The sequence below is a fragment of the Stenotrophomonas sp. JAI102 genome, from assembly GCF_013409105.1.
In the GTDB taxonomy this organism is placed as follows: domain Bacteria; phylum Pseudomonadota; class Gammaproteobacteria; order Xanthomonadales; family Xanthomonadaceae; genus Stenotrophomonas; species Stenotrophomonas maltophilia_AA.
This window is the reverse complement of the sequence record NZ_JACCCI010000003.1, coordinates 264274-278818: the sequence shown is the minus strand read 5'-3', so window position 1 is coordinate 278818 and position 14545 is coordinate 264274. Positions and strand designations below refer to the sequence as shown.

Genomic DNA, 14545 nt, shown 5'->3' with positions numbered 1-14545 from the left:
TCTGTACATTCAACGGCTTGCGCATATGGCGCGAGGTCGGCGGGGTTGCCGGCTTGCCGCTGTCACTGAACAGGCCGCAAGATGCGGACCGGTCCGGGGAGTCCGAATTCATGTCCATGTCGTTGAAGCCGTGGCAGTACCGAGGGCAGGCGTTGGCGCTGGCCCTGTGCGGGGTGGTGCTGCTCAGTGCCTGCAAGGACAAGCGGATCGATCCGGACGCACCGGCGTCCGAGCCGGTCGCCGCCCTGCAGCAGCTGGCGCAGCGGGTCGCCGACAATGATCTGGTCGGCTACGCCAAGGCGGCGGTGCCACCGGCCCAGTACGCGCGCCTGCAGGGCGCCTGGAACCAGGGCCACAGCCGCTGGCCGTTGACCGAGCTGCCGCTGGATGGGCAGCTGCTGCCGATGCTGGCCGCGCTGTCGCGGCCGGATGCGCCACAGCGGCTGCAGCGCTCGTTCGATACCCAGATCGCCGGCCAGGCCTCCCAGGTCCGCCAGGCGGCCCACTCGATGGGGTTGTTCGGCGAACAGTACCTGCGCAACCAGAGCGAGTACAGCGACAGCGAGCGCGCCCACTACACCCAGGTGGTGAACGCGCTCAGCCGCTGGGCCGCCGCGGCGCCACTGACCGACAAGCAGCGGGCGAAGACGACCATCACCCTGCTCACCGCCACCGCGCGCACCGCCGGGCTGTCCACCGATGCCGAGCTGCAGGCGGCGGGCATGGAAGAGAGCCTGCGTCGCCTTGGCCCCTTCATCAAAGCCTTCAAGACCGCACTGGCCAGCTACGGGCTGTCGCTGGACGGCGCGTTGACCGGGCTGCGCGGCGAACTGACCTCCGCGCTGGGCGACGACGCGGTGGTGCGCATCCAGTACACGCTGGCCGGTGAGCAGATCGAAGCGCAGGTGCGGATGACCCGCCGCGAGGGCCACTGGTATGTGACCCGCACGCTGGAAGACACCGATGCGCTGCTGCAGGCCGCCGACGCCGCGCAAGCTGAACATGACGCCCGGCAGGCGGCCGACGCAGAGGCCGCCGCGACGGTCGAGGACGGTGCTTCTGCACCGGCTAAGCCATAATGAAGCCGATGCCGAACCAGAATCCCCTGCCTTTCCCCGGCGAAGAGCCGCCCAAGACGCCGGACGCCACGTCCTCGTCGCCCGCTACCGTGCCGTCCGACGGTGCCGCCGCCCCGGTCCCGCCGGTCGCTGGCGCGCCGGTGGATGCCGTTGCGGTCGATGCGGAGCCGTCCACCGTCGTGCCGTCCGCGATCGTGCCCGGCACGCGTCCGCCCAGTGGCCGCCCGCCGTGGTGGGCGCGCCTGCTCGGCCGCCTGGTCGAGCCGTGGCTGTCGCTGAAGATCGAACCCGAACACCCCGGCCAGTACAACGACGGCCGCCCGGTGGTCTACGTGCTGGAGGACTACGGTCTGTCCAACGCGCTGATCCTGGACAAGGCCTGCCGCGAAGCCGGCCTGCCCTCGCCGCTGGTGCCGATCGCCGGTGACCCGACCGGGCGCAGGCGCGCTTACCTGGCGCTGTCGCGCCGGAGCAGCAGCAACTCGCTGATTCCCGAGCAGCGCGGCGCCAAGACCCACTCGGACTCGCTGGCCAAGGTCCTGCAGGCGCACCGCGCACGTGGTGAGCTGGACGTGCATCTGGTGCCGGTATCGATCTTCGTCGGCCGCGCGCCGGACAAGCAGAGCGGCTGGTTCGCGGTGCTGTTCTCGGAAAACTGGGCCCTGGTGGGTCGTTTCCGTCGCCTGCTGGCGGTGCTGCTCAACGGCCGCAGCACGATCGTGCGCTTCGCCCCGCCGATCTCGCTGCGCAGCACGATCGATGAGGGGCTGGACCCCGAGCGCACCGTGCGCAAGCTGCAGCGTGTGCTGCGTACCCATTTCCGCCGCATCCGCGAGTCGGTGATCGGTCCTGACCTGTCGACCCGCCGCCTGCTGGTGGACAAGGTGCTGGACGCGGACACCGTGCGCGAGGCGATCGCCTCGCAGGCCAAGCGCGACAACTCCAAGCCGGCCGATGCCTGGAAAAAAGCCCACGCCTACGCGTGGGAAATCGCCGCGGATTACTCCAGTCCGGTCGTGCGCTCGGCCAGCTTCATGCTCAGCCATGTCTGGAACCGCATCTATGCCGGCGTGCTGGTCCATCACCTGGACAAGTTCAAGGCGGCCGCGCCCGGGCACGAAGTGGTTTACGTGCCCAGCCACCGCAGCCACATGGATTACCTGCTGCTGTCCTACCTGTTGTACGACCGCGGCATCGTGCCGCCGCACATCGTGGCCGGCATCAATCTCAACCTGCCGGTGGTCGGCACGCTGCTGCGCAAGGGCGGTGCGTTCTTCATCCGCCGCTCGATCCGCGGCAATGCGCTGTACTCGGCGGTGCTCAGCGAATACGTGGCGCAGCTGGTCGCCGGCGGTTACTCGATCGAGTATTTCGTCGAAGGCGGCCGCTCGCGCACCGGGCGCCTGCTGCAGCCCAAGGGCGGCATGATCTCGATGACGCTGCGCGCGTTCCTGCGCCAGCCGCGCAAGCCGGTGCTGTTCCAGCCGGTCTACATCGGCTATGAAAAGCTGATGGAAGGCGGCAGCTACCTGGACGAACTGTCCGGCCGGCCGAAGGAAAAGGAATCGATCTGGTCGCTGCTGTGGTCGATCCCGAAAGTGCTCAAGCAGAACTACGGCCAGGTGGTGGTGAACTTCGGCGAGCCGATCGCGCTCAACGACGTGCTCGCCCAGCGTGCGCCGGACTGGAATGGCCAGCCGGTGGGCGAAGACGAGAAGCCTTCGTGGCTGTCCGGCACGGTGGATCACCTGGCCGAACGCATCCAGGTGCACATCAACGGCGCGGCCGACGTCAATCCGATCAACCTGCTCGCGCTGGCGCTGCTGTCCACGCCCAAGCATGCGATGGGCGAGGCGGACCTGATCGCGCAGATCGAGCTGTGCAAGACCCTGCTGGTCGAGATGCCCTACTCGGACCGGGTGACGGTGACCCCGCACTCGCCGGAGCGGATCATCGCCCACGCCGAGGAGATCAACGTCCTCACCCGCATCAAGCACCCGCTGGGCGATGTGCTCAGCGTCAGCGGCGACACCGCGGTGCTGCTGAGCTATTTCCGCAACAACGTCATCCACCTGTTCACGGCCTCGTCGTGGGTCGCCTGCTGCTTCCAGAACAACCGCCGCATGAGCCGCACCGGGCTGGTCCAGCTGGGCCGCACCGTGTACCCGTTCCTGCAGGCCGAGCTGTTCCTGCCGTGGACCGAAGACGAGTTCGCCCAGCGCATCGAGCAGACCATCAACGTATTCGTGCGCGAAGGGCTGCTGCAGAACACCAACGATGACGACGGCGGCATCTTGGCGCGCAACACCGGGCAGACCGATGAAGTCTTCCGCCTGCGCGCGATCGGCCATTCGCTGCAGCAGGCATTCGAGCGCTATTACATCGCGATCTCGGTGCTGGTGAAGAACGGCCCGGGTACGCTGGGTGCGGCCGAGCTGGAAAGCCTCTGCCAGCAGGCCGCGCAGCGCCTGAGCCTGCTCTACGCGCCGGCCGCGCCGGAGTTCTTCGACCGCACGCTGTTCCGCGGCTTCATCCAGAAGCTGCGCGAGCTGCGCCTGGTGTGGCCGGATGAGAACAGCAAGCTGCTGTTCGACGCGCGCCTGGACGCGTGGGCCAAGGACGCGAAATTCATCCTCGGTCGCGAACTGCGCCACACCATCGAGCGCGTCAGCCCGGAAGCAGCGAAGCCAGAGGAACCGGTAGCCCAGGATTGACGACGGCCCGTCGTCGATCCGACGAATCCGGACGTATCCGGATCTTATTGCGTTCGCCAGCAATTCGTAGGTACCGACCGTTGGTCGGTACCCGCGCGCAAGCGCGGCACAAGCGTCCGGAGACCAGGCAACACGGTGTGCACCGGCTGACCGACGCTGACCACCGTCCGGAGCCGCCTTTCAGGGCTTCATGACGGTGGGACGGAAGGCACCCAGGTCATCGTGTGACAACCAACGGTCGCTACCACCGCGATTTGGGCATCTGGCTCACGCCGGCTCGTCCGGAATCAGCATGTCTTCCAGCTTGGCGATGCAGTCCTTCAACTGCAGCTTGCGCCGCTTCAGCCGCTTGGCTTCCAGCTCGTCGTCGCCGTTGGCGGCCATGCGCAGGATCTGGTCATCGAGCGCACGGTGCTCCTGCCGGAGCGTGGCAAGGCGGGCACTGATATCGCTGGGCGTCATGGTTTCCACAGGCTCCGAGCATACACATCCCGGATGACCACCGGGAGTGAACGCAGTCACCTCACGGGGTCCGTGGCGGCCGGTGCGAGCCGGTAGAATGAACCCCATGAGCGCTGTCATCCGCCTGCCCGATCCCGTCCCGCGCGCCCGCGATCCGCGCGCGCCCGGCGGCGTGCAGGACCGGTTGGCGCGGCAGCTGCGGCGCCAGGTGGGCCAGGCGATCGCCGACTTCGGCATGATCGAGGCCGGCGACAAAGTGATGGTGTGCCTGTCCGGTGGCAAGGACAGCTACACCCTGCTCGACATCCTGCTGCAGCTGCAGAAAAAAGCGCCGGTGCCGTTCGAGCTGGTGGCCGTGAACCTGGACCAGAAGCAGCCCGGCTTTCCCGAGCACGTGCTGCCGGCTTACCTGGCCTCGATCGGTGTGCCGTTCCAGATCATCGAGCAGGACACCTATTCGGTGGTCAGCCGGGTGATCCCGGAAGGCCGCACGATGTGTTCGCTGTGCTCGCGCCTGCGCCGTGGTGCGCTGTACCGGCATGCGGCCGACCACGGCTTCACCAAGATCGCGCTGGGCCACCACCGCGACGACAGCGTGGCCACGTTCTTCCTCAACCTGTTCCACCACGCCAAGCTCTCGGCGATGCCGCCCAAGCTGCGCAGCGACGACGGCCAGCACATCGTGATCCGCCCGCTGGCCTACGTGAGCGAAGCGGACATCGGCGCCTACGCACAGGCACGCGCGTTCCCGATCATTCCCTGCACGCTGTGCGGCAGCCAGGACACCCTGCAGCGCCGCCAGGTGGAGCAGATGCTGCAGCAGTGGGAGCGCGACCAGCCCGGCCGCATCGACCAGATCGCACGCGCGCTGGGCAACATCCATCCTTCGCAGCTGGCCGATCCGGCGCTGTTCGATTTCATGGCACTGGGGCGCGCCGCGGCGGCCCCGCTGCCCGATCCGCCGGCCTGGCCCGGCACTGCCCACGACCCCGGCGACGCCCCCGGCCCGGCCTGAGCCACGCCGGCGCGCCCGCCCTCCCTTTCACGCTCTTACTCTGGACGTCCATGTTCTTTCGCAACCTGACGCTGTTCCGCTTCCCGACCGCCACCGATTTCTCCGACGTGGACACCCTGCTGCCGCAGGTGCTGCTCAAGCCGGTCGGTCCGCTTGAAATGAATTCCCGTGGCTTCATCTCGCCGTTCGGCCGTGAAGAGAAGGCCGTGTTCTCGCACCGCGTCGGCGATGCGCTGTGGCTGACCGTCGGCGGTGAGGACAAGATCCTGCCGGGCGCGGTGGTCAACGACCTGCTCGCGCGCAAGCTCGAGGAAATCGAAGAGAAGGAAGGCCGCAAGCCCGGCGGCCGCGAGCGCAAGCGCATGAAGGACGACCTGCTGCACGAGCTGATGCCGCGTGCCTTCGTGAAGAGCTCGCGTACCGACGCGCTGATCGACCTGACCCACGGCTACGTCGCGGTGGACTGCTCGAGCAGCAAGAAGGGCGAGAACATGATGTCCGACATCCGTGGCCTGCTCGGCAGCTTCCCCGCGATGCCGTTGAATGCCGAAGTGGCGCCGCGCTCGATCCTCACCGGTTGGATCGCCGGCGAACCCCTGCCGACCGGGCTGAGCCTGGGCGAAGAGTGCGAGATGAAGGACCCGGCCGAGGGCGGTGCGGTGGTCAAGTGCCAGCACCAGGAACTGCGCTGCGACGAGATCGACAAGCACCTGGATGCCGGCAAGCAGGTGACCAAGCTGGCGCTGGTGTTCGAGGACAACCTGTCCTTCGTGCTCGGCGACGACCTGATCGTGCGCAAGCTGAAGTTCCTGGATGGCGCGCTGGACCAGCTCGAGCATGCCGACGATGACGGCCGCCGCGCCGAACTGGACGCCCGTTTCGCCCTGCAGAGCGGCGAAGTGCGCCGCCTGTTCCTGCTGCTGGAAGAGGCCTTCAAGCTCAGCAAGGCGGACTGACCGGATCCGATCAGTCCCCAGTCATGCGCCGGTCACGGCCGGCGCTATGCTGTACCCATGTCCGGATTCCTCCGCCGCCTGATTTCGCCGGCTGTCAGCACGCTGCAGCGCGATACGGTACGGCTGCGCCTGGAGGATGCCGAGATCGATGTGCTGCGCGTACGCGATCCGCGTGCGCGCCGGATCAAGCTCAGCGTCGATGAGCGCGGCGTGCGCCTGACCCTGCCACCGCGCGCCAGCCTGGTGATGGGCGAGCGCTTCCTGGAGCAGCACCGTGGCTGGTTGTCCGAACAGCTGCGCAACTACCAGGCGACCAACCTGCCGCCGCCGCTGGTGATCGGCGAGGCGGGCGTGCTGCCGCTGCGCGGTGAGCTGCTGCCACTGCGCTGGGAAACCGGCCGCTATGCGCATATGGAGATCGACGCCGACGGCGCCTGCCTGCACTGGCCCAGCCGGGGCAGCGACGCCACGCTGCGCCGCACCCTGCGCGAGTTCTACGAAGCACAGACCCGTGCCGATGTCGGCCAGTGGCTGCCGCGCTACTTGCCGGGCCTGCCGCGCGCACCGGCGCGGCTGCGGCTCAAGGTGATGTCCTCGCAATGGGGCTCGCTGGCCCCGGACGGCAGCATGGCGCTGGATCTGGCCCTGGTGCTGGGGCGGCCGTCGGCGTTCGAGTACGTGCTGGTGCACGAGCTCTGCCACCTGATCCAGGCCAACCACTCGCTGGCGTTCTGGGCCGAGGTGGAGAAGCGTTTCCCGGCGTGGCACGCCGAGCGGGATTACTTCCAGCTCGAAGGGCGGCGGCTGAAGGCGATGCTGCGGCAGATGCTGACCCCGGCGGGGTAGAGGCGGCTGCTGCCACGCCCGCCACCGGTAGTGCCGGCCGCTGGCCGGCTCCCCATGAAACCCACCCGCGCGCGATTGCCGGCCAGCGGCCGGCACTACCGATGCGATGTTTCTCAGTTCCCCATCCGCAACGCCGCCGCCTGCGCCCAACGCGCCGCCACCCGCGGCGCGGTGATGCACACGGCCTGATCGGTCACGGTGGTGACCGCGCGCTCGAGCAGCTGGATGTCGGCCTCGTGCTGGCGCGCCACATGCGGATCCTCGAAGAAGATCGCCCGCTGGCAATGGCCTTCCAGCACGCGGTCGGCGATCTGCGCATCGCCGCCCATCGGGCCGCTCTGGTAGCGCATCACCCATTCCTCGCCCTGCGGCCAGCCGCGGCTCCAGGCCAGTTCGTTGAGGCGCTGGCCGGTGGTGCCGGTGCCGACCCGGCTGCGGAAGCGCGACAGCACCTCGAAGTGCTCGTCGGCGAAGGCCAGCATCGCCGGCTTCATCGCGTCATGCGCGATCAGTGCCAGCGTGTGCTGCGCGAAGGCGTGCAGGTCATCGGCGCCCGGGTCCGGGGCCAGGCCGGCGTGCAGGCGCTCCACCTCGACCCAGTCGCGCGCGGTGGCGACGGTGGAGATGAAGGGTTTGCCGTGGATCACGCACTGGCGCTTCAGCGCGGTCGCCTCCGGGAACACCGAGGAGGGATCGACCGGGTCCATCAGGTAGATGGCGCCATCCAGGGTGCGCTCGGGCGTGCCCATGCCGACCACCTCGGCGACCAGCTTCATCAGCCCGCCCTCGCGGCCGTTCGGGTAGCGCCGCAGCGGGGCGAAGTCCTGCAGGAAGCCCAGCCGCTGGATCGCATCGAAGGTGCGCCCGACCGCGTGCAGCTCCACCCCCAGTTCGCGCAGTCCGGTGTCGCTGGCGCGCAGCCAGCGGAACAGCGCGGCGTGCTTGTCGTGGTGGTGCAGGCGGTTCGCGGCCAGGCCGATGCGCATGGGGGCAGTCCAGAGGAAGACGTCGCCAGTGTAAGCCGTTCAGGTTGCAGCGGTGCAGGCGTTGAACGGTGATGGTGGTCACATGCCCTCACGCATTTTCGTAATTGTTGCATGGTGTCAGGAGGGGCCATATCCGACAGTAGAGGTCGTCCGTCAATCAGGAAACCCCTGCCATGACCCTCTCCCTTTCTGCTGTTGCCACCTTGTCTGCGTCCGCTCCGGCGGATCCGGGTCGTCGCATCCGTGCGCTGGCCGCGGTGTTGCGGGATGCCCCGCAGGCGGACGCCGACGTGCTGCTGGCCGGGCTCGCCCGCATGCTCGATGCGCACATGGGCCGCGGCCACGACGATGCGGCCAGCAACCGTCGCATCCGTGACCAGCTCGACAACATCGAGCTGCTGATGGCGCTGGAGATCGAGCGGGCCGGCGTGCGTCACAGGCCAGTACCCGCGGTACCGCGCGCCGCGTGAGAGGCGCGCTTCGGTAGGGCGCGCCGTTACGCCGAAAGCAGCTGCACGATGCTGCCGGCCGCGTCGCGGCCCTCGGCCACGGCCGTCACCACCAGGTCCGCGCCCCGTACCGCGTCGCCGCCGGCGAACAGGCGCGGGTGGGCGGTCTGGAACGGCAGGCGGCCACTGCCACCGGCCACGATGCGGCCATTGTTGCCGGCCTCGACACCCTGCTCGGTCAGCCAGCCCGGGGCGCTCGGCGAGAAGCCGAAGGCAATGATCACCACGTCCGCTTCCAGCAGCGATTCGCTGCCGGCGATCGGTACCGCATTGCGCCGGCCCTGTGCATCCGGCGCGTCCAGCTGCGTTTCGACCACCATCACCCCGATCACTTCGTCATCCGCACCAGCTTCGATCGACAGTGGCTGGCGGTTGAACAGGAAGCGCACGCCTTCCTCGCGGGCATTGGCCACTTCGCGCGCCGAGCCGGGCATGTTGGCCTCGTCGCGGCGGTAGGCGCAGGTCACCTTGGCCGCGCCGAGCCGGATCGCGCTGCGCACGCAGTCCATGCCGGTATCGCCACCGCCCAGCACCACCACGCGCTTGCCTTCGAGGTCGGGCAGGGCAATCTGGTCTTCCCAGCCGGCGATCGGCCGGCCATGGGCATCGCTGCCACCGACGATGCGGCTGTTCTGCACCAGGAACGGCAGCGCCGGCAGCACGCCCTTGAGGTCCTGGCCGAGCAGGCCGCCGTCGGTATAGCGGTAGGCGCCGGTACCCACGAACACCGCGTCGTACTCGGCCAGCAGGTCATCGATGCTCACATCGCGGCCGATCTCCACCCCGAGGCGGAACTGCACGCCCATGCCTTCGAGCACGTTGCGGCGGCGGCTGATCACCGATTTGTCCAGCTTGAAACTGGGGATGCCGAACTGCAGCAGCCCGCCGATCTGTTCGTAGCGGTCATACACCACGGCCTGCACGCCGGCATGCGCCAGCTTGTCGGCGCAGGCGAGCCCGGCCGGGCCGGCGCCGATCACCGCCACGCGCTTGCCGGTGGCTTCCACCGCGCTCATGTCCGGACGCCAGCCGGTGGCCAGCGCCGTATCGACGATGTACTTCTCGACCGCGCCGATGGTCACCGCGCCGAACTCCTCCAGCGTGCAGCTGCCTTCGCACAGGCGGTCCTGCGGGCACACCCGGCCGCACACTTCCGGCAGCGGATTGGTCGAATGGCACAGCGTGGCCGCTTCGTGGATGCGGTTTTCCTGCACCAGCTGCAGCCACTGCGGGATGGCGTTGTGCACCGGGCACTTCCAGCTGCAGTACGGGTTGCCGCAATCCAGGCAACGTCCCGCCTGGAACTGCGCGTCTTCCTTGCCGAACTTGCCGTACAGCTCGCCCCAGTCGCCGGAGGTGCGCAGTTCGACCGGGATGCGCTGCGGCATCGTCCGGGGCAGATCGAGGAACTGGAAAGCTTGCTTGCGGCTCATGGGTTGCTCGGGTTGTGTGGCGTTGCCGGCCAGCGGCCGGCACTACCGGGATGGATCACGCGGCGCGGCGCAGTGAGTCGGTCAGCGATTCGATGCTGGCGGCCTTGGGTTTGACCAGCCAGAACTTGCCGACGTAATCGCGGAACTCATCGAGGATCTGCTGCGCCCAGATGCTGCCGGTCAGTTCGCGGTGGCGGCTGATCAGCGTATGCAGGTGCTGGCGATGGTTCTCGAAGCCCTCGGCCGAGATGCGGTGGATGTCGATCAGTTCGTGGTTGTAGCGGTCCACGAAATCGCGGTCGATATCCAGCACGTAGGCCAGGCCGCCGGTGAAGCCGGCGCCGAAGTTGAGCCCGACCTTGCCCAGCACCAGCACGATGCCGTCGGTCATGTACTCGCAGCAGTGGTCACCGGCCCCTTCGATCACCGCCAGCGCGCCGGAGTTGCGCACGCCGAAGCGCTCGCCGGCACGGCCCGCGGCGAACAGCTCGCCACCGGTGGCGCCGTACAGGCAGGTGTTGCCGATGATCGCGGTGTTGCGCGCCTCGAAGCGTGCGCCACGCGGCGGGCGCACCACCAGCCGGCCGCCGGCCATGCCCTTGCCCACGTAATCGTTGGCTTCGCCTTCGACTTCCAGCTGCAGGCCGCCGACGTTGAACGCACCGAAGCTCTGCCCGGCCGTACCACGGAAGCGCAGGGTCAGCGGTGCATCGGCCATGCCCTGGTTGCCATGCGTGCGCGCGATCTCGCCGGACAGGCGGGTGCCGATCGAGCGGTCGGTGTTGTGGATCAGGAAGCGGTGCTCGCCGCCGAGCTTGCCGGCGATCGCAGGTGCGAGCAGACCGTCCATCTGCGTCGCCAGGCTGTCCGGCGATTCGTACAGACGCTGTGCGGCGCAGTGGCTGCCCGCGTAGTCGGCCAGGTGCAGCAGGCGCGACAGATCCACCTTGACGCCCGGACGCGGTGAAACGTCCAGCTGCTGCAGCAGGTCGGTACGGCCGACGATGTCCTCCAGCGAGCGCACGCCCAGGTAGGACAGCCAGCCCCGCACTTCCTCGGCCAGCAGGCGGAAGAAGTTCTCCACGCGCTCGGGCAGGCCGGTGAAGTACTGCGCGCGCAGGCGCTCGTCCTGCGTGGCCACGCCGGTGGCGCAGTTGTTGAGGTGGCAGATGCGCAGGTACTTGCAGCCCAGCACGATCATCGGCGCGGTGCCGAAACCGAAGCTGTCCGCACCGAGCAGCGCGGCCTTGATCACGTCCAGGCCGGTCTTCAGGCCGCCATCGGTCTGCAGCAGGGTGCGCCCGCGCAGGTCGTTGGCGACCAGTGCCTGGTGCGATTCGGCCACGCCCAGCTCCCACGGCACGCCCGCATAGCGGATCGAGCTGACCGGGCTGGCACCGGTGCCGCCGTCATGGCCGGACACGGTGATCAGATCGGCGCCGGCCTTCACCACGCCTGCGGCGATGGTGCCGACCCCGGCATGGCTGACCAGCTTCACCGAGACCAGTGCGGTCGGGTTGACCTGCTTGAGGTCGTAGATCAGCTGGGCGAGGTCTTCGATCGAGTAGATGTCGTGGTGCGGCGGCGGCGAGATCAGGCCGATGCCCGGCTTGGCGTACCGCAGCCGCGCGATCAGTTCGTTGACCTTGTGCCCGGGCAGCTGGCCGCCTTCGCCGGGCTTGGCGCCTTGGGCGACCTTGATCTGCAGCACTTCGGCGTTGACCAGGTACTCGGCGGTGACGCCGAAGCGGCCCGAGGCCACCTGCTTGATCTTGCTGCGCTTCTCGGTGCCGTAGCGCACCGGGTCTTCGCCGCCTTCGCCGGAATTGCTGCGGCCGCCGAGCCGGTTCATGGCGATCGCCAGCGCTTCGTGCGCTTCCGGCGACAGCGCACCGAGGCTGATCGCGGCGGTGTCGAAGCGGCGGAACAGGTCTTCGGCCGGGGCCACTTCGTCCAGCGGCGTCGGCGTGGGCGCGGCCTTGAGCTGCAGCAGGTCGCGCAGCGCCGACACCGGTCGGCCATGCACGGCCTCGCAGTAGCGCTGCCAGTCCGCGGCATCGCCGCTGCGCGCGGCGCGCTGCAGGGTCATGACCACGTCCGGGTTGTACATGTGGTACTCGCCGCCGTGCACGTACTTGAGCACGCCGCCCACGTCCGGGCGCAGCAGATCATTCCAGGCGCGCACGGTGAGCTCGCGGGCCTCATCGTCCAGGCGCGCGAAGCCGACCCCGGCCACGCGCGAGGCGGTGTCCGGGAAGCACAGGTCGACCACCTCGTCATCCAGCCCGACGATCTCGAACAGCTGCGCGCCGCGGTAGCTGGCCACGGTACAGATGCCCATCTTGGAGATGATCTTGGACAGGCCCTTGTAGATGCCCTTGCGGTAGCGGCGGCCGATCTGCGACTGCTCGCCGCCCTTGCTCAGCTGCAGGATGCCGCGCCGGCCCAGGTCGAACAGGGTCTGGTAGGCCAGGTACGGGTACACCGCGGTGGCACCGAAGCCGAGCAGGCAGGCCATGTGGTGCGGATCGCGCGCGGTGCCGGTTTCCAAAATCAGGTTGACGTCGCAGCGCAGCCCCGCATTGGAAAGATGGTGATGCACCGCGCTGGTGGCCAGCAGGGCATGCACCATCGGGCGGTCGGCAACCGGGTAACGGTCGCTCAGCAGCAGCATGACGATGCCTTCGCGCGCGGCGGCTTCGGCTTCGGCGCAGATGCGCTCGATGCCGGCCTTCAGGCCTTCGTCCAGGCTGTAGGACAGATCGATCAGCCGGTTCTTGTCGGCGTACTGCTCCATCTTGATCAGCTGGCGCAGCTTGCGCTGGCTGAGCACGGGCGAGTTGAGGATGACGTGGTTCACCGTCTCCGCGCCGGCATGGAAGATGTTGGTCTCCTTGCCGAGCTGGGTGGAGAGCGACATGACGCAGTCTTCGCGCAGCGGATCGATCGGCGGGTTGGTGACCTGCGCGAACGCCTGGCGGAAGTAATCGTAGAGCGGACGGCTGTGCTGGCTCAGCACGGCCATGGGCGTGTCATCGCCCATCGAGCCGGTAGCTTCCTGCTCGGTCTCGGCCAGCGGACGCAGGATCTGCTCCACTTCCTCGGTGCTGAGCTGGAACAGTTTGTGATAACTGCGCAGGGTGCGCTCGTCGAACGGCTCTTCCACCAGCGACGGATCGATCAGCTCGGTCTGCAGGTAGGTCACGCCCTGCTGCAGCCATTGCTTGTACGGCGCGCGGCCACGGTTGATGCGGTCGATGGCGTCCGAGTCGAGCAGGTCGCCGCGCTTGAGGTCGATCGCCATCATCTCGCCCGGGCCGAGCTTGCCCTTGCGCACCACGCGCTCGGCCGGCACTTCCCAGACACCGGCTTCGGAGGCGACCAGGAAGTGGCGGTCGGAGGTCAGCATCCAGCGCGCCGGGCGCAGGCCGTTGCGGTCCAGCGTGCAGGCGGCATAGCGCCCGTCGCAGGCGACGATGCCGGCCGGGCCGTCCCACGGCTCGCTGTTGAGGCCGTAGAACTCGTAGAACGCGGCCAGGTCCGGATCCTTGAACTCCAGCGACTGGGTCGCCGGCGGCACCAGGATGCGCAGCGCCTGGATCAGCTCCATGCCGGCGCTGACCATCAGCTCGAGCATGTTGTCCAGGCTCTGCGAGTCCGAGCCGTGCATGGAGATGACCGGATTGAATTCGCCGATGTCGAAGCGCGGGGTCTTCCACACCTTGCTGCGCGCCTGCGCCCACCGGCGGTTGCCCTCGATGGTGTTGATCTCGCCGTTGTGCGCCAGCATCCGGAACGGGTGCGCCAGCGGCCAGCGCGGCAGCGTGTTGGTCGAAAAGCGCTGATGGAACACGATCGCGCTGGAGGCCAGGTCGTTGCGCTGCAGGTCCACGTAGAAGCGGCTCAGCTTGTCCGGCAGCACCATGCCCTTGTAGCTGATCGCATTCGGGCTGAGCGTGGTGACGTAGTAATCGGCGTGCTCGCGCAGCTGCTGTTCGCTGCGGCGGCGGGCCAGGAACAGGGCCAGGGTGAAGGCGCCCTCGTCCTGCGCGGCACCGGCATCGACGAACACCTGTTCGATGTGCGGCAGGGTGTCGCGCGCGAGCTGGCCGCAGACGCTGGAATCGGTGGGGACCACGCGCCAGCCGACCGGCTGGCAGCCGGCCTCGCGCAGCTGCTGTTCCAGCGTGTCGCGGCAGGCCTGTGCGGCAGCGGTGTCGTGCGGCAGGAACACCACGCCGGCGGCGAAGCGCGCGCCCAGCGTGAGGCCCGCTTCGGCGGCAAGTGCCTTGAGGAACACGTCGGGGCGGCGCAGCAACAGGCCGCAGCCGTCCCCGGTGACACCGTCGGCAGCGACGCCGCCGCGGTGGGTCATGCGCGAGAGCGCGGCGATAGCGGTGTCGACCAGCAGTCGGGACGGCTGGTCGTCGAGCTGGGCGACCATGCCGAAACCACAGGCATCTCGCTCATCTTGCGGGTCGTAAAGCCCTTGGCGGTTGCGGGGGGCCATCTCTGCCTCAATGTCGGGTGAGCGGCGACACTCGT

The 14545-nt window shown here is 68.4% G+C and carries 10 protein-coding genes; 6 read left to right on the top strand and 4 right to left on the bottom strand.

The window, feature by feature from the left end:
* The first annotated feature begins 110 nt into the window (after positions 1-110).
* Both HDC96_RS14425 and plsB read left to right on the top strand, forming a co-directional pair.
* Positions 111-1079 carry a hypothetical protein gene (locus tag HDC96_RS14425; RefSeq protein WP_179460602.1) on the top strand — a complete coding sequence of 323 codons (969 nt, stop codon included), beginning with the start codon at positions 111-113 and terminating at the stop codon, positions 1077-1079.
* A complete protein-coding gene (gene plsB / locus HDC96_RS14420) occupies positions 1079-3793 on the top strand; it encodes a glycerol-3-phosphate 1-O-acyltransferase PlsB (protein ID WP_179460601.1) in 2715 nt (904 codons plus the stop codon). Before HDC96_RS14425 ends, plsB begins: the two co-directional genes overlap by 1 nt.
* Positions 3794-4060: 267 nt before the next feature.
* Here plsB and HDC96_RS14415 read toward each other — a convergent pair whose 3' ends face one another.
* Complete coding sequence (locus HDC96_RS14415; RefSeq protein ID WP_176990288.1) at positions 4061-4264, bottom strand: DUF465 domain-containing protein; 204 nt, start codon at positions 4262-4264, stop codon at positions 4061-4063.
* Between the two features lie 97 nt (positions 4265-4361).
* On the opposite strand from HDC96_RS14415, the gene ttcA reads away from it, so the two are divergent.
* The 3 genes from ttcA to HDC96_RS14400 are packed head-to-tail and all read left to right on the top strand — an operon-like array spanning position 4362 to position 7072.
* Positions 4362-5270: a tRNA 2-thiocytidine(32) synthetase TtcA gene (gene ttcA, locus HDC96_RS14410; RefSeq protein ID WP_257018763.1), complete on the top strand. Its 909-nt coding sequence runs from the start codon at positions 4362-4364 to the stop codon at positions 5268-5270.
* A 50-nt stretch (positions 5271-5320) separates the two neighbouring features.
* Entirely contained in the window at positions 5321-6226 is a 906-nt protein-coding gene (locus HDC96_RS14405) for a recombination-associated protein RdgC (protein ID WP_019184123.1), read from the top strand.
* Between the two features lie 57 nt (positions 6227-6283).
* Positions 6284-7072, top strand: coding sequence for a SprT family zinc-dependent metalloprotease (locus HDC96_RS14400; RefSeq protein WP_179460599.1), 789 nt, complete (start codon positions 6284-6286; stop codon positions 7070-7072).
* A 113-nt stretch (positions 7073-7185) separates the two neighbouring features.
* Here the strand turns inward: HDC96_RS14400 and HDC96_RS14395 are convergent, their stop codons facing one another.
* On the bottom strand, positions 7186-8058 hold the full coding sequence (locus HDC96_RS14395) for a methylglyoxal synthase (protein ID WP_176990285.1): 873 nt from the start codon (positions 8056-8058) through the stop codon (positions 7186-7188).
* Positions 8059-8231: 173 nt separating this feature from the next.
* On the opposite strand from HDC96_RS14395, the gene HDC96_RS14390 reads away from it, so the two are divergent.
* Entirely contained in the window at positions 8232-8528 is a 297-nt protein-coding gene (locus HDC96_RS14390) for a hypothetical protein (RefSeq protein ID WP_179460598.1), read from the top strand.
* A 26-nt stretch (positions 8529-8554) separates the two neighbouring features.
* On the opposite strand, the gene HDC96_RS14385 is transcribed toward HDC96_RS14390, so the two are convergent.
* A complete protein-coding gene (locus HDC96_RS14385; protein ID WP_179460597.1) occupies positions 8555-10000 on the bottom strand; it encodes an FAD-dependent oxidoreductase in 1446 nt (481 codons plus the stop codon).
* Positions 10001-10055: 55 nt separating this feature from the next.
* A complete protein-coding gene (gene gltB, locus HDC96_RS14380; RefSeq protein WP_179460596.1) occupies positions 10056-14510 on the bottom strand; it encodes a glutamate synthase large subunit in 4455 nt (1484 codons plus the stop codon).
* Positions 14511-14545: the final 35 nt, after the last annotated feature.